This is a genomic window from Campylobacter showae (assembly GCF_963515975.1).
In the GTDB taxonomy this organism is placed as follows: domain Bacteria; phylum Campylobacterota; class Campylobacteria; order Campylobacterales; family Campylobacteraceae; genus Campylobacter_A; species Campylobacter_A showae_F.
Genome location: NZ_CAUPZM010000023.1, coordinates 1 through 18,665 on the forward strand (window position 1 = coordinate 1; position 18,665 = coordinate 18,665).

General features: G+C 48.2%; 14 protein-coding genes and 6 tRNA genes. 13 read left to right on the forward strand and 7 right to left on the reverse strand.

Features of this window, described 5'->3' with window-relative positions; translation table 11 throughout:
• The 3 genes from RWM02_RS08365 to RWM02_RS08375 all read left to right on the forward strand — a co-directional run.
• Positions 1-836, forward strand: an 836-nt coding sequence (locus RWM02_RS08365) for a coproporphyrinogen III oxidase family protein (protein ID WP_314071127.1), incomplete at its 5' end; no start/stop codon positions are given.
• A gap of 167 nt (positions 837-1,003) precedes the next feature.
• Complete coding sequence (locus RWM02_RS08370) at positions 1,004-3,268, forward strand: dynamin family protein (protein WP_314071129.1); 2,265 nt, start codon at positions 1,004-1,006, stop codon at positions 3,266-3,268.
• The gene (locus RWM02_RS08375; RefSeq protein ID WP_314071133.1) at positions 3,261-5,096 is read left to right on the forward strand and encodes a dynamin family protein; all 1,836 of its coding nucleotides are present in this window, start codon (positions 3,261-3,263) and stop codon (positions 5,094-5,096) included. The genes RWM02_RS08370 and RWM02_RS08375 overlap by 8 nt, the downstream gene beginning before the upstream one ends.
• Positions 5,097-5,120: 24 nt before the next feature.
• Here the strand turns inward: RWM02_RS08375 and RWM02_RS08380 are convergent, their stop codons facing one another.
• From RWM02_RS08380 to RWM02_RS08405, 6 genes are all read right to left on the reverse strand, one after another.
• Positions 5,121-5,372: a hypothetical protein gene (locus tag RWM02_RS08380; RefSeq protein ID WP_314071136.1), complete on the reverse strand. Its 252-nt coding sequence runs from the start codon at positions 5,370-5,372 to the stop codon at positions 5,121-5,123.
• A 222-nt stretch (positions 5,373-5,594) separates the two neighbouring features.
• Positions 5,595-7,322, reverse strand: coding sequence for an ATP-binding protein (locus RWM02_RS08385; RefSeq protein ID WP_314071139.1), 1,728 nt, complete (start codon positions 7,320-7,322; stop codon positions 5,595-5,597).
• The gene (locus RWM02_RS08390) at positions 7,322-8,866 is read right to left on the reverse strand and encodes a fatty acid--CoA ligase (protein WP_314071141.1); all 1,545 of its coding nucleotides are present in this window, start codon (positions 8,864-8,866) and stop codon (positions 7,322-7,324) included. Before RWM02_RS08390 ends, RWM02_RS08385 begins: the two co-directional genes overlap by 1 nt.
• 9 nt (positions 8,867-8,875) lie before the next feature.
• A complete protein-coding gene (locus RWM02_RS08395; protein ID WP_314071144.1) occupies positions 8,876-10,111 on the reverse strand; it encodes an OmpP1/FadL family transporter in 1,236 nt (411 codons plus the stop codon).
• Positions 10,112-10,951 carry a deoxyribonuclease IV gene (gene nfo / locus RWM02_RS08400; RefSeq protein WP_314071146.1) on the reverse strand — a complete coding sequence of 280 codons (840 nt, stop codon included), beginning with the start codon at positions 10,949-10,951 and terminating at the stop codon, positions 10,112-10,114. It abuts the gene before it with no gap.
• The gene (locus RWM02_RS08405; RefSeq protein WP_297966741.1) at positions 10,948-11,427 is read right to left on the reverse strand and encodes a hypothetical protein; all 480 of its coding nucleotides are present in this window, start codon (positions 11,425-11,427) and stop codon (positions 10,948-10,950) included. Before RWM02_RS08405 ends, nfo begins: the two co-directional genes overlap by 4 nt.
• Before the next feature lie 69 nt (positions 11,428-11,496).
• Between RWM02_RS08405 and RWM02_RS08410 the strand changes: the two genes are divergently transcribed.
• The 10 genes from RWM02_RS08410 (at position 11,497) to RWM02_RS08455 (ending at position 16,304) form a co-directional block, all read left to right on the forward strand.
• Positions 11,497-11,571, forward strand: a tRNA-Glu gene (locus RWM02_RS08410).
• A 327-nt stretch (positions 11,572-11,898) separates the two neighbouring features.
• Entirely contained in the window at positions 11,899-12,636 is a 738-nt protein-coding gene (locus RWM02_RS08415) for a TerC family protein (protein WP_314071148.1), read from the forward strand.
• Between the two features lie 129 nt (positions 12,637-12,765).
• Positions 12,766-13,434, forward strand: a complete 669-nt coding sequence (locus RWM02_RS08420) for a DNA alkylation repair protein (protein ID WP_314071151.1) — start codon at positions 12,766-12,768, stop codon at positions 13,432-13,434.
• Positions 13,431-14,756: an MATE family efflux transporter gene (locus RWM02_RS08425; protein WP_314071154.1), complete on the forward strand. Its 1,326-nt coding sequence runs from the start codon at positions 13,431-13,433 to the stop codon at positions 14,754-14,756. Before RWM02_RS08420 ends, RWM02_RS08425 begins: the two co-directional genes overlap by 4 nt.
• 108 nt (positions 14,757-14,864) lie before the next feature.
• Positions 14,865-14,942 (forward strand) — tRNA-Pro (locus RWM02_RS08430).
• Between the two features lie 11 nt (positions 14,943-14,953).
• Positions 14,954-15,030, forward strand: a tRNA-His gene (locus tag RWM02_RS08435).
• Positions 15,031-15,035: 5 nt separating this feature from the next.
• Positions 15,036-15,112 (forward strand) — tRNA-Arg (locus tag RWM02_RS08440).
• Between the two features lie 12 nt (positions 15,113-15,124).
• A tRNA-Arg gene (locus tag RWM02_RS08445) sits at positions 15,125-15,201 on the forward strand.
• A 15-nt stretch (positions 15,202-15,216) separates the two neighbouring features.
• Positions 15,217-15,301 (forward strand) — tRNA-Leu (locus tag RWM02_RS08450).
• Positions 15,302-16,139: 838 nt separating this feature from the next.
• Positions 16,140-16,304, forward strand: coding sequence for a hypothetical protein (locus RWM02_RS08455; protein WP_314071195.1), 165 nt, complete (start codon positions 16,140-16,142; stop codon positions 16,302-16,304).
• Between the two features lie 336 nt (positions 16,305-16,640).
• Here RWM02_RS08455 and RWM02_RS08460 read toward each other — a convergent pair whose 3' ends face one another.
• Positions 16,641-18,101, reverse strand: coding sequence for an aldehyde dehydrogenase family protein (locus RWM02_RS08460; protein ID WP_314071156.1), 1,461 nt, complete (start codon positions 18,099-18,101; stop codon positions 16,641-16,643).
• Positions 18,102-18,665 lie beyond the last annotated feature (564 nt).

The following is an 18,665-nucleotide window of genomic DNA, read 5'->3' on the forward strand; positions in this document are numbered from 1 at the left end:
AAGAGACGAAAAGAAAGCTCGAGAAGGCTCTGGGCAAGATCCCGGTCATAAGCCTTGATCTCATCTTTAACCTACCAAATCAAACAAAAGAGCAGCTCATAAACGACATAAACGTCGCAAAATCGATCTCTCCGCAGCAGATCACCTTCTATCCGCTCATGAAATCGGAGCTAACGAGAGAGAACATCGCTCGCTCGCTCGGCGTCTCAAACGTCGATAACGAGCGCGAATTTTACGAGATCATCGTGAGCGAATTTGCCAAAGGCGGATATAAGCAAAGCAACGCTTGGGCATTTTCAAACGAAAAAAGCGCAGACCTTCGCGACGAATACGTGGGCTCAAATTTAGAGTACGTGGGCGTGGGCAGTGGTGCATTTAGCTTCCTTGACGGCGAGCTTGTGATAAACGCATTTAACCTACTTGATTACGGCAGAAAGATCAAGGGTAGGCAAAGCCCGGTCATCGCAAAATGCGCATTTAGCAAAAAAGAGAGACTAAAATACACGTTTTTAACAAGGCTTTTTGACGGCGCCGTGGATATCAAAACCTACAACGAGCAAAACGACGCGAACATCAACAAAGACCTATTTGTCGAGCTTAGCTTGCTAAAGCTAGTAAACGCGATCTACGAAGAAAACGGCGTTATCAAGCCGACGTTTTTCGGCAAATACATCTGCGTCGTACTCATGCGCGACTTTTATGCCGGCATGGATAAGGTGCGCGCGATATTTAAAAACGATGCGAAGATCAAACGCAGCAAAGTGCTTCGCATCATGAGCGAAGACACCGAGCAGAAATTTGAACAAAACATCATTCAGCCTCGCGCCGCTATGTAAATTTAAATAAATTTGACGCGATTTTGCCGTCAAATTTATCTCTCCTGCGAACTGCTTTAAATTTATCGCGAAAATAACCCGCCGCCCAAGCTTGTTTAAATTTAATTTATGCTAAATTTCGCCCCGAAAGCGACCTTGCGGACGCAAATTTTATCAAAGGCGAAGCGGTGGATACGGATAAATTTTTAAGCGAAATTTGGGGCGCTCTTAAGCTATTTTTAGACCCTAAAACGCAAATTCTCGCAGACGAGCGAAGCCTCGCCGTTTTACTCGCGGCGGATGCGGAGAATTTCGATAGATTTATGGCGCTAAAGGAGTTTAGGGATATCCTTCACGCGCTTGGGCTAAAAGCCGACATATACAGCCTCCAGTGCGCTCAGCTAGGCGCGATAAACGCTCTAAAATCTGCAAAAATCTCAAAATCAAAACTCCTCGCCGCCTTAGAAATCCTGCAAACCGAAAACATAATCTCCGCCGCGCATTTTAAGCGGCTTTCGGAGTTTTTGCAGGCCCTCGGCGCGGATTTGACCGCAGGGAACGAGCAAGAGGGCTCAAATTTTAAAAAATCGGATATCTTTCACCAAAAAATAGATGCGCTAAATGATATCTGCGAGCGAATTTTATCGCTAAACCCTGGCGCGGACGTCGCAAATGCGGCGACAAAAGCGCGCCAAAAAGCGCATGCGCTAGAGTTTAACGTCGCGGTTACGGGCGTCATAAACGCGGGCAAATCAACCCTGCTAAACGCGCTGCTGGGCAAAAAAATCCTAGGCGCCTCAAACGTGCCCGAGACGGTAAATTTAACCGTGCTAAAGTATGCGTCTGAGCCTTTTGCAAGGGTAAATTTTTGGAGCGAGGCTGAGCTAAAAGAGCTTGGCATAGCGCAAGATCAAGATGACGAAATAGCCGAAATTTACGGCGGCGCGGGCGTTAAATTTGAGAGCGAAACGGAGCAAAATTTAAACGGCAAATTTGACGCGGACGGCGGCGAGCTTGCGGCTAAATTTGAAAGCCCTAGCGCGAGCGAGATTTGCTCCGAACCGCCGGCTAGCAAAACGGTCAAAACGGACGAGATCAAGCGCTACACCTCGGCGGACTCCAAATACGCCAAATTTGTAAAAAGCGTCGAGCTTTACGAAAATTTGGAGCTTTTAAAGGATAACGTGCGCATTATCGACACGCCCGGCATCGACGACGCGGTGGCTCTACGCGAGGAGCTGGTGCGGCGATTTATGCGGGAGTGCGATCTGATGGTGCACCTGATGAACGTCTCGCAAAGCGCCACGCAAAAGGATCTGGACTTCATCGTCTCAAGCCTGCAAAACTCCCACGCCGTGAGGCTCGCCGTGCTGCTCACGCACGCAGACGTGCTAAAGGAGGGCGAGCTAAACGAGGTCGCCGCCTACGCCAAAAAGAGCGTCGAGGAGCGTACGCGCGGCCTTGGCGTCGGGGCTGAGTTTTTCGCCGTGAGCGCTAAAAGCTACTTTGAGGGCGGGCAAAACAGCGGCATCGAGGAGTTTAAGCAGTATCTTTACGAGACGCTTTTTGGGCAAAATAGCCAAAAATCGCGCCTTGGCATCGAGGCATATAAAAAGGAGCTCGGCCGCGTCTGCGCGCAGTTTGCGGCGGATACGCAAAGCGAGATCTTAAAGCTAACGGGTTCAAATTTGAGCTTGTCGCAAAGGCTTTCTGAACTAAATGAGCAAAAAGCCGCGCTGGCTAGCCGCCTAGAGGACGTGAGGGGCGCGGTAAAAGAGGAGCTAGAGCGCCTAGATACGGCTAAAACCGCGGCTAGCTACGAGCTTGGGCTAAGGTCGCTAGCGCAAACGCTAAAGCAGCGCGTCGCGGATGACGTAAACTACGCGGCCTCTAAAAAACAAAAGATCGATCCGCAGCGTCTAGCCCGCATCGCGCAAACTACGATCAAAGACGGCGTTGCCGCCTTGATGCGTCAAAACCGCAACGAAATCGTGCGGCAAATCGCCGCGTGCGCGCAAAATATCGCGCTAAAATTCGGCGAATTTGAGGGTAAAACGGCCGCCGCCGAGGTCTTTAGCATAAACGACTATCTAAACTCAAAAGGGATAAGCTTAGAGTGTGCCCAGGTCGCGGACGCGGTGACTAGCGCGGCAAACTCAGGCGTGCAAAGCGTAGCCGAGGCCGCCAAAGTAGCCGCGGAGGAGTTTTTGGGCGCCCAGAGGATAAAAAATTTCGTTTTCGAGCTTAGCGAATTTGAAAAAAGCGAGTTTAAAAAGCAGATCGAAGCCGCGCTAAAAGATAAAGAAAAGGAGCTCGCAATCAGCGAAGAGGCGCTAAAAATCGAGCTTGCCGAGCTGGCAAAAACTAGCGGGCGGGACTTGCAGGAGCTAGAGCGACTAAACTCGCAAAGCGAGGCGATAAATGCTATAAATTTGGAGCTGCAAAGTGTTTGAGGAGTTTATAAACGCGTATAAAACGCGGTATTTTAAGATATTTTCGGACGATTTTCACGGGCGATTTAGGCGGCTGCAAAACGAGCTAACCGAGCCCAAATTTCACCCCAGCGCCGAGCTAAAAGAGGAACTAAATAAACTCGATCTGTTTTTATCCAGCCCGCTTACGGTCGCTATCGTTGGACAGTTTTCTAGCGGCAAATCGACGTTTTTAAACGCGCTTTTGGGTAGCGAGATTTTACCGTCGGGTCTAACTCCCGTGACCTCAAAGCCGACCTTTATCAGGTACGGCGCCGCGCCAGGACTTAGCGTGCTTTACGAAAACGGCAGAGAGTTGTACTTGGGCGTCGAGGAGATCTCGCGCTTCGTCGATCAGCGCGTGTTTGGCGATGAAGTGAGCAGGCTTTGCGTTTATGCGCCCTCTGAAATTTTAAAGTCGGTAAATTTCGTCGATACGCCGGGGCTAAACTCGCTTTCAAAGACCGACACCGCCGTCACGCACGAGGTGCTAAAAGACGTCGCGGGCGTCATCTGGCTAAGCCTCGCCGACAATGCCGCGCGCGCTAGCGAAGCCGCTCAGATCGAGGAGTTTTTGGCTGGCGGAGGCAAAACGGCGATCTGTCTGCTAAATCAAAAAGATAAGCTAAGCAACGATGAGCTTGAGCGGCTCAAAAACCACGCGCAAACGACATACGGGCGGTTTTTCGAGCGCATTATCGCAGTTTCCGCCAAGCAAGCCGTAAGAGCACAAGCTGCGGGCGACGCGGCGCTTTTGGCAGAGTCGAATTTTAGCGCGGCGATAAGCGCTATCCGCGAGCTTTTTGGCGGCGAAGAGATAAAGGAAAAATTCGTGCGCGAAAAGTGCGCTAGGCTGGTTGCCGTAAACGCTGCTCAGCACGAGCGAATCGCTAAAATTTACGAAAAAGCGGGCGAGATAATCGCTAAATTTGACGCCGAGCTGGAGTCAAATTTAAAAGCCGTACAAGAAAATTTTAAACCGAAAATCGAGCTAGCCTTTAACGAGCTAAAACACGTCGCAAAGCTCGTCGCAGACGAAATCCTAGCTAGCCTAAAAAGCGAGAAAAAGTATAAATATTTACCGCGAAAAACGCTGCTAAAGGGCGAGTATTTTGAAGCTAGTACGTATGAGGCGGTGGATTTTGATAGCGACGAGGTGTTTTCAAAACTCATCTATAACGACGTGAAATTCGCCAAATTTTTTAGAACGTACAAGCGGGGCTTAAGCGCGCTGCAAGAGGAAATCGGCGCGGCGCTGGATGAAATTTATGCTCGGCTGGAGCGCGAGTTTATGATTTATAAGTCCGAATTTGAAAACGCGCAAAAAGAGGACGAAACGCACTCCGATACCCTGTTTGCCGACGTTAGGACGTATGCGGGGCAGGTGTATAGGACGTTTTTACGAGACTATGAGACGGCGAAATTTAAAGGACTGCAAAAGACGGCGCTGTTTTTTGAAAAGCTAAACCTCAAAGTCGCCGCAAACTACGAAAATGCCGTCAAGATCGCCGTGTATTTTCTAAAAGAAAAGATCGCGGGCTCGATGCGTGCGCACGAGCAAAACGGCTTTGCGCTCTTTATCCCGAGCTTTGACGAGGTGCAAGACCGCGTTTTGCTGTCGCTAAATTTATATGAATTTGAAAACGAGATGCTGGGAAACGCATCTTTTTTAAATAAAATTTTGTCGGCGTTAAAGATCGAATTTACGCAGATAAAGGACGAAAAACTAGCCAAGATCGCGGCTCTATCGGCCGGACACGAGAGGCTAAGGGGTGAAATTTTAAAAGCGGGCGAGGGGTTTGGCGGGTAAATCCTGCTTTGAGCGCGCGGCGATCTAAGCGATATTTGACAGCCAAGTTAAAATTTGCTCCCAAACGGGCTTTTTGCTCTCGTCCTTGAAGCCTAAAAGTAGCTTGATGAATTTAAAAACGAAAACAACGAGCAGGAAAATATACGTGATGAAAACACCGACTAAAATTTCGTCAAAATACTCTTTTGATATAAAGTAGATGAGCGCGCATAGCGGAGTGCAAACGGCTGCGATACCTAAAAATAGCTTGACTTGGCGTAGTAAAAAATCACCCATGCTTGATAACCTTTTCAAATTTGAGTAGCTAGGGTTGCATAAATTTAAATCGCTTGCCAAATTTTCGCTAGCCGAGCTGCAAATTTAACGCTTAAATTTGCAAAAATGCGCGATAAAGCCGAGCGTGTAACTCAATTTTAGAGCAAGCGCAGTCAAATTTAACAAAAACGTTAGGCTAAATTTAACTAAATTTAATCCGCCGCACTCCAAATTTAGCCGAAATTATCCGTCAAACCCAACCTTCTTATCCTCGCCGAAATTTGAGCTCATCTCGCGTTTGATCTCGCTTTCAAAGTCGCCCATCGTAAATATCCCGTCCTCGCGCACGGCTACTTTTAGCGCGGTATTTTTGAGCGCGAGCATAATTTGCGCGCCGCTTAGCTCAAATTTAGCCAGCTGTTTGACGTCGAAATTCTCCTCAAAGCTCGCATTTTCGGGTAGCACTTTGCGCCAGATCGCAAGGCGAGCGGCGAGGTCGGGCTTTTTAAACTCGATCTTATAATCAAACCTGCGAGAAAACGCGATATCCAGGCTTTGTAAGAAGTTCGTCGTGGCGATGAGTACGCCCTCGAAGCGCTCGATTTGCTCCAAAAATATATTTTGCATTTGATTGTGCATCTTGTCCGCGCCGCTACCGCCCTCGACGCGCGTGCTTAGAAACTGATCGGCCTCGTTTAGCAGCAGCACGGGCTCGCTCTTGCTTTTGGCGCAGATTTCTTTGTACGTATCGAAAATTTTACGCACGTTTTGCTCGCTCTCGCCGACGTATTTGCTCAAAATTTTAGAGCAGTCAAAGCTAAGAACCTGCTTTTTTAGGCTCTTTGCGAGGCTTAGCGCGCTCATAGTTTTGCCAGTACCCGGCGGCCCGTAAAAGATGATTTTGGCGTCCACGTTTTTGCGCGACTTGATGCCCCAGCTAGATAGGCGCGCCAGCACGCGGCGATCTACTTGTTTTAGGATTGCGTCCAGCAGCTCTTTTACCTTGACGTCTAGCACGACGTCGTTTATGTCGGTCGAGGGCTCGATGAGCTCAAAGATTTCCTGCTCTTTTACGAGAGTTTCTAGCGCTAGTTTTTTGCTTTTGCTCTCGGTTTTTGGATGCATTACGATTTGTAAAATTTCGTCGGTTATGTAAAACGTCCTACTAAAGCCGCCGTAGGTATTTAGCGACTCGTCGTAGTCGATGAGGCCGTTTTCGATTAGCTTTGAGCCTTCATCCAGCAGGGCGCGATTTTTTATGCGTTCGAATTCGTCCGCACTTAAAATCCCTACAAGCGCGTTTAGATCGCGGTTTGCGTCCGTTTCGCCGACGTACTCTTCCTTTAAAAGCGCGAGGAAAATAAGCTGTTCTTTGTCGTTTAGCGCATTATCTTTGAAAATTTGCTCGACGGGAACCAAAATTTTGCTTAAATTTAGCCGTTTTTCGATGATGGCTTCTAGCTCTTTTACGTCTTTTTCGAGGCGGCTTTTGGCGTCGCTTGATACGTTTTTGCTAAAAAACGAGAGCTTGCCGTAAAGCTCCACGCGCAAGAACTGGTCTTTTAGGTAGTCGAGGTGATCGGCGTAGGGCGCGACTGCGGGTAGCGTAAGCCCAAACTCGCCCTCTTCTAAAATTTTTAGAAAAAGCGGCGATAGCGAGATCTCGCTGTGAAGCAGGCCGAGTAAATTTGAACCTGCGCCCTCTGCGCCCTGGTTTTTAAAGATAGAAAAGCCCTGCACGATCCAGCCGCTCTCAAGCAGGTTTTTTACATCCGCAAGGCCTGCTAGAAATTTATACTCCTCGCTGCCAAAAACAGCGCAAAGCACGTCGTAGACGCTACTTTGCGGAGCGCCTTCGATATAGCCTTTGCTTAGGTGGCGTAAAATTTTCGCCTCGTTTTGGCTGCATTTTATGAGCGAGGAAATTTTAGAATTTTGCTCGCCGCCGATAAACTCTATCAAAAACCGCACTAAATTTCATCCTTTATCTGCTCTTTTAAAACTCGCTTTAGCACCTTGCCCGTCGCGTTTTTAGGCAGCTCGTCTTTAAAATAAATCGTCTTTGGAATTTTAAAATTCGCCAAGTGTTTTTTGAGGTGCGCGCGGATATCTTTTTCGTCCAGGCTCATGTTTTCTTTAAACTGGATAAACGCCGTGACCTCCTCGTCCGCGTGCTCGTCTTTGATGCCGATAACGGCGGCTGCTTCGACTTCTGGCAGTTTAAACAGCACCTCCTCGATCTCGCGCGGGTAGATGTTGATGCCCTTTGAGATGATGAGGTCTTTTTTGCGGTCGACGATAAAGATATAGCCCTCTTCGTCGATCTTGACGAGATCGCCCGTGCGCAGCCAGCCGTTTACGATCGTTTCGTCGGTGGCGTCGGGCATATTTAGGTAGCCCTGCATCACGCAGTCGCCTTTTACGATTAGCTCGCCGACCTCGCCTGCGGGCAGCTCCATCATCTCGTCGTTTATGCATTTTACTTCGTAGCCCGGTAGCGGCAAGCCGACGCTTGAGATTTTTTGTTTTTGCAGCGTGTTTGCCGAGACGATAGGCGAGCATTCGCTAAGGCCGTAGCCCTCTATCAGCACCGCGCGCGGAAATTTAACGCGAAAATCCGCGATAGTCTGCTCTGCCAAAGGCGCTCCGCCGCTGATGAAAATCCTAATGCAGTTAAACCAGCGAAAATACCACGGGATTTTGGCTTTGCCGATAGCCGTATAGATCGCGGGCACGCCTAAAAACACGGTCGCGCGCTTGAGTAGGACTTGTTTTAGGACGTTTGAAAACGGGAAAATGGACTTTACTAAAATAAGCGAACACGCCGAAAATATCGGCAGCAGCACCATCGCCGTGAGAGTAAAGCTGTGAAACATCGGCAAAAACACGGCAAATCTATCCTTCGTGCGTACGTGAAAGACCTCTTGCGCGCCCTGGACGTTTGAGATGAGGTTGCGGTAGCTGATCATCGCGCCCTTTGGCTTACCCGTGGTGCCTGAGGTGTAGATGATGTGGGCTAGATCGTCGAGCTTCGGTCGGTCGGTCAAATTTAGCTCTATACGGCAGTTTAGCGCGTGCGCGTAGGCGATATTGTTTTCGTCAAATTCGGCCCTATCGCCGATCCAGACGATCTTTTTGATCGCCGTTTTGCTATCTAGGCCTTTCGTCTCTTTTGCGAGTTCGACCGAAGCAAAGAGAAATTTCGCACCGCAGTCGTTTATGATGTATTCGAATTCTTCGTATTTTAAAAAGGTATTTATCGGCACCGCCACGGCGCCAAGTAGCGTGATGGCAAAGTAGCTAGCGATAAACTCCGGCGAGTTATTTACGATCATCGCGACGCGGTCGCCTTTTTTCACGCCCATGCCTTGTAAAAACGCAGCCAGCGTAAAGGCGTTTGCGCGTAGCTGCTTGTAGCTCATCTTGCCCGTTTCGGTGTAGATCGCGATACCGCCGCCGTTTTTATCTACCGCGACGTTTAGCATATCCTCGAAATTTTCGTAAGGGTAGTTCATGACCGCGCCTTAAAATTTATATTTCACGTTCAAATTTATCGCCTGAGCGTTGCCGCGCTCAAATTTGCCGTTTGGATAAAGCCCCGACGCATTTGAATAGTAGTTTACGTCGCGAGCTTTTCTGTCTTGGTAGAAGTAGCTGGCTCCCAGCTCCAAAGCGTCCGTAAATTTGTAGTTAAAGCCCGCTGCGTAGATGACGGCTTTGGTATCCGGCAGGTCAAAGCCCGTGGTGTCGGCTCTAGAGGCAGCCTCGTCAAACGTAACCGCGCCCATCAGGCGGAGTTTGTCCGTCGCGTCGTGCGCTACGCCGATGCGGTAGGCGTTGCTGTCCTTCCAGTCACGCTTTTTAGATGCGTCAAATGCCGCAAAAAACGGGTTGCGGTAGTGAGCGGCCGAGGCGCCTGGGTAGTTGAAGTCAAGCTCTTTCCACGCCGACCAATAGGTTCTCTCAAAGTCAAATAGTAGCGTTGTGTTTGCGATTTTGTACGAGAGAGCTAAATTTAAGCTTGCAGGTAGCGGTACGGATAGCTTTGCGCTGCCGCTATACGAGCCGCCGGCCGGCGCACTGATGTCGGTGTCGCCTTTTAGGTTCATATTTACTTTCGAGCGGTAGGTGGCCGCTAGGCTCAAATTTGAAGTCGGTTTATACGTGATAGCCGCGTTATAGCCGAAATTTACGCGGTCGCCCTTGATGTCTTGGGTCGCTCTTGCCGGAGCATAAGGCGGCGTAACTTCTTGCACGGCCTCTCCTCTGGCGTAAACGGCGCGAAGGCCAAAGCCGACGGCAAGATTATCGGTTAGCGCGTAGGCGACGCTAGGATTTACCTCGATCACTTTTAGGTCGAATTTTTTAGAGGTGGCTTTAGGTAGGCCTTCTTCCCATCTCATCGACATTCCCGCAGGCACGACGACTGAGAGGCCAAAGCGCCAATCGCCAAAATGCGGCGTCACGAAGTGAAACGTAGGTACGAGCGCGGTCGCTCTTTTGGATGTCAGTTTGTCGCCGTTAAAGTGCCTGTAATTCGTCTTTGACATGCGCAGGTAGGTTAGCGAGCTTTCAAAGTAGTGTCCGCCGTCCAAAAATATCATATTCGCCGGGTTATTATAGGCTGCGTCGGGACCGAAGCTCGTCGCGACGTTTGAGTTTAAAAGCGCGATGCTATCGCCGCTTTGCTCGGGGATTTTAAAGCCTGCCGCATTTAGACAGCAGCAAGCCGCTAGGCAAACGCCGATATATTTTCTCATTTATTCTCCTTTAAAGTTTCTTAAAATTTTTATCTCGTCCGCCCAGATGCTCTCGTCGATCGTCTCTAAAACTAGCGGGATATCGTCCGTGCGGGGGTCGTTTATGATATTTTCAAATGTTTTTAAGCCCAAAAAGCCCTTGCCTAGGCTCTCGTGGCGGTCCTTTTTGCTGGCTAGGTCGAATTTCGTATCGTTTAGATGCATGCCGCACAGCATATCGCGCCCGACTATCTCGTCAAATTTGCTCATCACGCGCCGGTAGTTATCTCTGATGTCGTATCCCGCGGCAAACGTATGGCAGGTGTCGAGACAGACGCCGATCCTGCTTTTATCGATGCAGTTTTTGACGATAAAGGCTAAGTGTTCAAATTTAAAGCCCAAATTTGAGCCCTGACCTGCGGTGTTTTCGATGACTAGCTTTACGTTTTGGCTATTTTCGAGTAGGAAATTTACGGAATTTGCGATATTTTGGAGGCAAATTTCGGGCGAAATTTCGTTTAGATACGAGCCCGGATGAAAATTTATCATCACTAGGCCTAGCGCCTCTACGCGGTAAATTTCGTCCAAAAAGGCGTTAATGGACTTTTGCCTTTGCTCGGCGCTTGGATGGCCTAAATTTATAAGGTAGCCGTTGTGCGGCAAAACGTGCCTGGGCTCGATATGGGCGGCTTTTAAATTTTGTTTAAATTTGGAGATATTTTCTGGGGTTAGCGGCTTGGCCTCCCATTGACGCTGATTTTTGACGAACATCGCAAAGGCGTTTGCGCCGATATTTGCCGCATTTAGCGGAGCGTTTTCTACGCCGCCTGCGATGCTGACGTGCGCGCCGATAAATTTCATTGAAGCTCTTTTATGATGATTTTTATGCGGTTTTTAGCGTCGAAAAAGCTGATATTTTTACCGCAAACTTCGTATTTTATTGAATATTTACTTATATCTTGTATAAAACCGCACGAATTTGTCATTACATTTATGCCGTCATATAGCGGTTTGCGCTCCAAAATTTCCGCGAAAAAGTCGTCGTATCTCTCCTCTAAAAAGAACTTTTTGTTAAATTCTTTTTTCTCAAAACACGCGCCGTTCATGCAAATTTTGTCGTTTATTTTGAGATTTACCGTATTTACGCCAGAGCTGTAAATTTGCAAATTTAATTGATTTGCGGTTTTGTGCAGGAAGCCCACATCATTGATTTTTAGCGGCGGAGTGAGGATGGTGACGGTAAATTTGTCTGATGATTTTTGGCTTTGTAGCGCGGCACAGCCGCCAAGCGCGAGGCATGCAAGCGCGCTCAAAGCAAATTTAGAAAATTTTTTCATAATTTTTTATCCTTAACTTAAGCTATTTTTTATTATCTTTAATGTAAAATCCCATTTCCGCTAATTTGTGGCCCCTTCGTCTAGCGGTTAGGACATCGCCCTTTCACGGCGGTAACACGAGTTCGAGTCTCGTAGGGGTCACCACTTCATTTTAAATTTCACAAAAGATTTTAATTTTATCTGCTTATCGCTTAAACGCCCTTTATCTAAGATAATTTTTCTTAAATTCGTTTTTCCAAAAATTTATCCGTAGAGCCGTTTGAGGCGTATTTTGCAAAATCAAATTTCATCGCGGCAAATTTAACCGCTGCCAAATAAACCAAAATTCGTCAAATTTAATCGCCTCAAAACGCAAATATTCGTGCGTTAAAATCGTCAAATTTGATCCCCAAATGCCCGCGCTCGCTCGCTCAATCAAATTTAAACCCGTTTTGGCTATAATCGCGCCCTAATTTATAAAAAAGGAAAAAAATGTTTGATTGGATTTTTTCGCCCGAGGCGTGGTTGTCGCTCGTGACGCTAACCGGGCTTGAGATCGTGCTTGGTATCGATAACATCATATTTATCGCGATCCTAGTCGGCAAGCTCCCGCCCGAGCAGCGCGACAAAGGCCGCATTTTAGGGCTTTCGCTTGCGATGCTAACGAGGATTGCGCTTTTGCTTTCGCTATTTTGGATTATGAAGCTTACAAAGCCGCTATTTAGCGTGTTTGACTTTACGATCACGGGGCGCGATTTGGTGCTGATTTTAGGCGGACTTTTCCTCATCGGCAAGTCCACGCTCGAGATCCACTCAAGCGTCAGCGGCGAGCATGAGGAGCACTCGGCGAGCAAAGGGCATGCGAGTTTTTGGGTCGTTATCGCCGAGATCGCCGTGCTTGACATCGTCTTTTCGCTCGATAGCGTCATCACCGCAGTGGGCATGGCAAACCACATCGAGATCATGATCCTAGCCGTGATGCTTGCGGTGGGCGTGATGATGTTCGCGTCTAAGGGCATTTCAAATTTCGTCGATAACAACCCGACGATCAAAATTCTCGCGCTTGCGTTCTTGATCCTGATCGGCTTTACGCTTGTGGGCGAGGGGCTCGGTATGCACGTGTCTAAGGGCTACGTTTACTTTGCGATGGCGTTTTCTCTGGGCGTGGAGCTTATTAACATCTACGCTCGCAAAAAGTCGGCAAAACGCGCGCAAGAGGCTCAAAAGTAAAATTTGAGCCTTTAAATTTGCTTTTAGGCGCGCAGGGCGGCAAAATTGACGCTTCGGCTTTGTTTTTGAGGCGTCAAATTTAAACGGGGCGAATTTGAGCGGTAAATTTAAAAGAGCAAAGGAGCTAGCGTGGACGTAAAAGGCGAATTTTTAGAGATTTTAGAGAGGCTTAGGAGCGAAAAGCTAGCGGCGTTTTCGCAAAAACTCATCAAAAGCCCCGAAATTTTAGGCGTAAAAACTCCCGAGCTAAGACGCCTGGCAAAGCAAAATTTCGCTCGGCTAAATTTAGAACAGATCGCTGCTTATGAGCCGTTTTTTCACGAGGAGTTCATGCTAAAGGGCTTTTTGATAATGCTCGTTAAAGACGACGAAGCTAAATTTAAGCTAGCTAGCGAGTTTATCAAAACGATGCCAAACTGGGCTGTGACAGACGGCTTTGAGCCTAAATTCAGCGAGGCGCGCTACGTGGATGCGCTGCTAAAGCAGGCTCTAGACTCAAATTTAGAATACGAAAAGCGGTTTTTCTACGTTTATTTTATGCGTAATTTTAATTCGCTTCCGCTTGAGCGGTTTTTTGAAATTTGCGCCGAGGAAAAGGATGAGCGCTACTACGTGCAAATGGCGGCTGCTTTGTGTTTAGCCGAGGTTTTTATCAAATTTGACGGCGCAGGGCGAGAGCTACTGGAGAGCGGGCGGCTGAGTAAATTTACCCACAACAAAACGATCTCAAAGATCCGCGACAGCTACCGCGTGCCAAAAGACGTAAAAGACGCGCTTTTAAAGCTCAAAATCAAGTGAATCTCACAAAAGAGCCCATAAACAAGCTCGTGCTGCGCCTAGCCGCGCCCGCGGGCGTCGCGATGAGTTTTAACACGCTTTACAACGTGACGGGCGCGTTTTTCGCCGCGCGCATATCGACGCAGGCACTGGCGGGCTTTTCGATGAGTTTTTTGCTCTATATCAGCGTCGTGGGCATGGGGCTTGGCTTTGGCTCGGCGCTAACGGCGCTTGTTGGCAACGCGCTTGGCGGCGGCAAGGACCGGCTAGCTAAAATTTACGCCGCAAAGGGCGTGTTTTTCGTGTTTCTTTGCGCGCTTTTTATGGGGCTTTCGGGATTTATTTTCACGCCGCATTTGCTTAAAATTTTAGGCGCGAACGAGGAGTTTTTACGCGAAGCCATGGCGTATAACCGCGTGATATTTCTTGCTTCGCCGTTTTTCTTGCTCATAAAATCGCTCAACGGCGTGCTGGTGGCCGCGGGCGACACAAAGAGCCTGCGAAACTGGCTTTTTGCTGGACTTTTTATAAATTTGGGCTTTTGCTTTTTTTACGTGGATGTTTGCGGGCTGGGTATCGGCGGGATAGCGCTGGCGACGGCTTCGGTGCAGCTTCTTGGTTCGCTTTTTTTAGGCGTCAAAGTCGCAAAAACGGGCATGATAAATTTTTTAAATTTACGCTCGTTTGCGCCCGAGCTCGCCATCTACCGCAAAATTTTAGCCCAAGCCTTGCCCGCGTGTCTAAACTACCTCTCGATGTCGCTTGGCGGGCTCGTTCTCATGCATTTTATCGGCCGTTACGGCACGCACGCGGTCGCAGGTTATGGTCTCGCGCTGCGTATCGAGCAGATCGTCATGCTGCCCACGACCGGCATCGCATCGGCGGTGCTGGGCATCGTATCGCAAAACTTCGGCGCGCGCGAATACGCCAGAGTGCGCGGCTGCTACGCTTATGCGGTTAAATTTTTAGCGGTTTATTGTATTTTTGCGGCGGCTTTTTGTCTTGGGCTCGGCGGGATTTTGGTCGGGTTTTTTGACGAGACGCCCGAGGTCGTAAGCGTGGCAAAAAGCTATTTTGCTGTAAATTCGCTAGCGTTTATGGGCTACGCGCTCATAAATCTCTCCGGCTCGACGCTTCAAGGCGTAAAAAGCCCCGCGGCGGTTTTTGTTTTAAATTTTACCCGTCAGATAGTGCTTCAAATCGCTCTTTACTCGCTTGTAGCCGATGTTTTTGGCGGCGAGTTGCAAGATATTTTTAAGGCGATGTTTTTTAACGTTTGGCTGATCGGGCTAACTTTTTTCTTTTATACAAAATTTGTTCTTAGCCGAGTTTGCGCGGCTTGAAGCGAAAATTTTTACAAATTTTCAAATTTAAGCTTATTTTTCTTGACATACCGTATTTTTTTGGCTACAATGCGCCTTTTCAATAAGTAGGCTAAACTCGCAATGCCTCGGGGTGTAGCGCAGGCTGGTTAGCGCATCTGGTTTGGGACCAGAGGGCCGAAGGTTCGAATCCTTTCACCCCGACCATTTGTTAGATGGTGAGTGTAGCTCAGTCGGTTAGAGCATCAGATTGTGGTCCTGAGGGTCGTGGGTTCGATTCCCATCACTCACCCCACTTGGGCGCTCGTAGCTCAATTGGATAGAGCGACAGACTTCGGATCTGTAGGTTATGGGTTCGACTCCTATCGGGCGCGCCACTTTGTTTTTATGCGCTCATAGCTCAGCTGGATAGAGCAACGGCCTTCTAAGCCGTAGGCCTCAGGTTCGAATCCTGATGGGCGTACCACTTTATTATTGTTGTGCGGATGTGGTGAAATTGGCAGACACGCCAGACTTAGGATCTGGTGCCCCACGGCGTGAAGGTTCAAGTCCTTTCATCCGCACCATCCAAATACTATTTTCAAAATCCAAACTTCTTTCTAGAAAAGACAATTGTTTTTATAATCTCTTTATGGCTGTATATAACAAGATTTTTTTTCTAAAAGCATTTTAGGCTTCGTACGGAGTTCAAATTGTTTTTAACTTTTAGCATTAAAATTTGACTAAATTTACGCCGCAGCGTGCCGTATATTTCAGATATGATATAGATTAATAAAATTTCAAATAGTTTGCTGTAAAATTTCCGTAAATTTGCCACCTGTCAGCAAAGGAGCCTATCGTGGGTCAAATCTTAAGCGATACCCTAAGTCAAATTTATAAAAATTTAGGCGACGAAATAGAAAACTTAAGCGTGCAGCGCGTCGCGATTAGGCTATTTTTACGGGTGTAAAACTAATTAACGGCGTTTACAGCGTGAGCTACACTCCGCTAAAATCCTTTCTGCGGGCCTTTTGCTGTCCGTTGTAGGCTGTAATAATGCCAAATTTTGGCAACATCCGCGGCAAAAACGCAAAAACTATTTTATAAGATCTGTCCAGCGACAGCCCTATCAAAAAACCATCCCCATGGCCTGTCTAAACACGCTTTCGCAGACGTGCTGCGAACGCTCGGGTAGTCCGTATACGACCAAATTTAGGCCGATCATTTTGAAGAGCTAGCTATCAAGCGTGACTCGTTTAGCGTGATCGTGGGCGCGCTAGCGCCTTATATCAAATTTATGATGAAAAACGGTCTTGATTTTTGTATCTTGGAGCTTGATAAGAGTGCGCTAAAAGTCGATGAGCTCAAGTATTTTTACCGCAAGAAGAGACTACGGACGCGATCAAAGCGGTCGACAATCTCGCCATAACCGGCGTCACACTGCCAAAGGATACGCTAGAGGAGATCCTGAGCCTAAAAAAGAGCGGTGCCGACGCCACTGTCGTCAGTCCGACCGTCTCGATGCCACATAAGACACTTGGCGTGAGCTACGCGGACGGCATTTATACTACGCGCGCGAACGAGCTTTAGATGTGATCGCGCAGGCGGGCTTGGAGTATCGTTTTTCGGCAAATTTGCGGAAAACTCGTGATGAGCCGCGAGGGTCAGCACTCTAAAATTTAGAAATTTAGTGAGCAAAATGCATAAAGCTAAATTCGGCCAAAATTTGATGATAAAATTTGCGGCCTAGAAGGCGATTTTATTTCGATGCAAAATAGGCGACTCGGCATTAAATTTGAGATTTACGCAGATAAAATCGGTTCTAAATTTATTCAAATTCACGAGAGTTTCGTCAAATTCAAAAATTCAAAAACCGTACAAAAGGCCGGGCAAAGCACCCGACCTAACGTTGCATTAAGCGAAATTTTAATAAAACGAACTAACCTTGCCCGTCAAATTTACCATGATATTTTTCATCTGAGTGTAGTGCTCAAGGATGATTTTGTGCGTTTCGCGGCCGATGCCCGAGCTCTTGTAGCCGCCGAACGGGCTGCCCGCCGGGATCTGGTTGTAGCAGTTTATCCACACTCGGCCCGTCTCCATCGCGCGAGCGGTGCGGATAGCGCGAGTGATGTCCTGCGTAAAGACGCCGCCGCCTAGGCCGTATTCGCTGTCGTTTACCATTTTTATGAGCTCGTCCTCGTTTTTAAATTTAATCACGACGCCCACAGGCCCGAATATCTCCTCTCGCGCCACACGCATATCGTTGCTCACGTCCACTAGCAGCGTCGGCTCGACGAAGCTATCGCCTGCAGCCGCGAGCTTGCCTCCGACGGCGATTTTAGCGCCCTCTTTGACGCCGATGTTGATGTACTCGACGATTTTGGCGGCTTGTTTGGCGTTGATTTGAGAGCCCATCTGCGTCTTTGGATCGAGCGGATCGCCGACTTTTAGATTTTTAAATTTCTCCACCGCTGCGGCGATAAATTTATCGTAAATTTTCTCCTCGACAAATATCCTACTACCCGCGCAGCAAACTTGCCCTTGGTTAAACAAAATGCCCATCTGAACGCCGTCTAGAGCCAGATCAAAGTCCGCATCGGCGTAGATGATGTTGGCTGATTTGCCGCCTAGCTCTAGCGTTGCCGGGATGATTTTTTCAGCCGCCGAGATAGCGATCTCGCGTCCGATCTCGGTGGAGCCGGTAAATGCGATCTTGTCGATGCCGCTATGTTTTTGCAAAAACGCTCCGGCGCCGCTGCCTTTGCCCGTGATTACGTTTACTACGCCTTTTGGTAGCACGTCTTTGATGAGGCGCATTAGCTCGAGTACGCTCAGGCTCGTTTCAGACGACGGTTTTAGCACGCTCGTGTCGCCGGCTGCGATGACCGGAGCTAGCTTCCACGCCGCCATCAAAAACGGGAAATTCCACGGTACGATCTGCGCTACGACGCCGATCGGTTCGCGCAAGATGAGCGAGAGGTGCTTTTCTTCGAGCACGTTTGCGCTGCCCTCTTCGCCCTGGATCACGCCCGCAAAGTACCTAAAATGCTCCGCCGCGTACGGCACGTCCACGTTTAGCGTCTCGCGGATAGGCTTGCCGTTGTCCATCGTCTCGACCGCGGCTAAGAAGTCTTTGTTTGCGTCGATTATATCGGCGATTTTGAGCAAAATTCTGCTTCGTTCGCTCACCGTGCTGTGACGAAACGTCTTAAACGCTTCGCGAGCGGCCTTGACCGCGGCGTCCACGTCCTCTTTGCTTGCGTCAGCGATCGCGGCTAGCTTTTTGCCTGTGGCGGGACCAAAGGTATCTAGCGTCTTGCCGCTGCTTGCGGGGACGAATTTTCCGTTTATAAAAAGGCCGTATTTTTCTTGTAACTTAACCATTTTTTCTCCTTGAAAGATTATTTAATAACTGAAATATTACTCCTCCATTATAAATATTTTGATAATTAGAAAATAATCGTTATCAAAAATTTGAGCGGAAATTTGACGGGATTTTAGGTTAAATTTGCGGGGAATATTTTAAATTTGACGCACCGAGACCCGCGCCTTTAAGGCGCTAAATTTGGTTTGATTAAATTTAGCGCTGTGCATTAAATTTAATCTTTCTTGTTAAAGGGGGTTGTGCTTAAATTACGCTTTGCTTTGCAGTTGTGAAGCGTAGCTGAAGCAAAAGAGCTCCCTTTTTCTTTTTTTGGGAGAGGAAGGGGATTCTACTTACGAAGCGTCGCCCCTTCCTCTCCCAAGCCCTCTCTAACCCCACTGCACGTGAGAAGTTGCTACACTACGTGCAGGTTTATATGGTGTTACTGCGCCACACATTTTAAATTTACGGCAGAGTTAAATTTAACGCCGTCAAGTTGCGGGTTTCGGCGACTCAAATTTGGACGTAAAAAAGCTAAGGCAAAGTATCGTGAGATGATTTTAAATGTTTTGAAGTAAATTTCG

Bases quoted from the DNA above. Each gene is read 5' to 3' on its own strand.
- RWM02_RS08405 (WP_297966741.1), bottom strand. From the start codon at position 11,427: ATGAAAAAATTTTCTAAATTTGCTTTGAGCGCGCTTGCATGCCTCGCG.
- RWM02_RS08460 (WP_314071156.1), bottom strand. From the start codon at position 18,101: ATGGTTAAGTTACAAGAAAAATACGGCCTTTTTATAAACGGAAAATTC.
- RWM02_RS08390 (WP_314071141.1), bottom strand. From the start codon at position 8,866: ATGAACTACCCTTACGAAAATTTCGAGGATATGCTAAACGTCGCGGTA.
- RWM02_RS08380 (WP_314071136.1), bottom strand. From the start codon at position 5,372: ATGGGTGATTTTTTACTACGCCAAGTCAAGCTATTTTTAGGTATCGCA.
- RWM02_RS08395 (WP_314071144.1), bottom strand. From the start codon at position 10,111: ATGAGAAAATATATCGGCGTTTGCCTAGCGGCTTGCTGCTGTCTAAAT.
- nfo (WP_314071146.1), bottom strand. From the start codon at position 10,951: ATGAAATTTATCGGCGCGCACGTCAGCATCGCAGGCGGCGTAGAAAAC.
- RWM02_RS08415 (WP_314071148.1), top strand. From the start codon at position 11,899: ATGTTTGATTGGATTTTTTCGCCCGAGGCGTGGTTGTCGCTCGTGACG.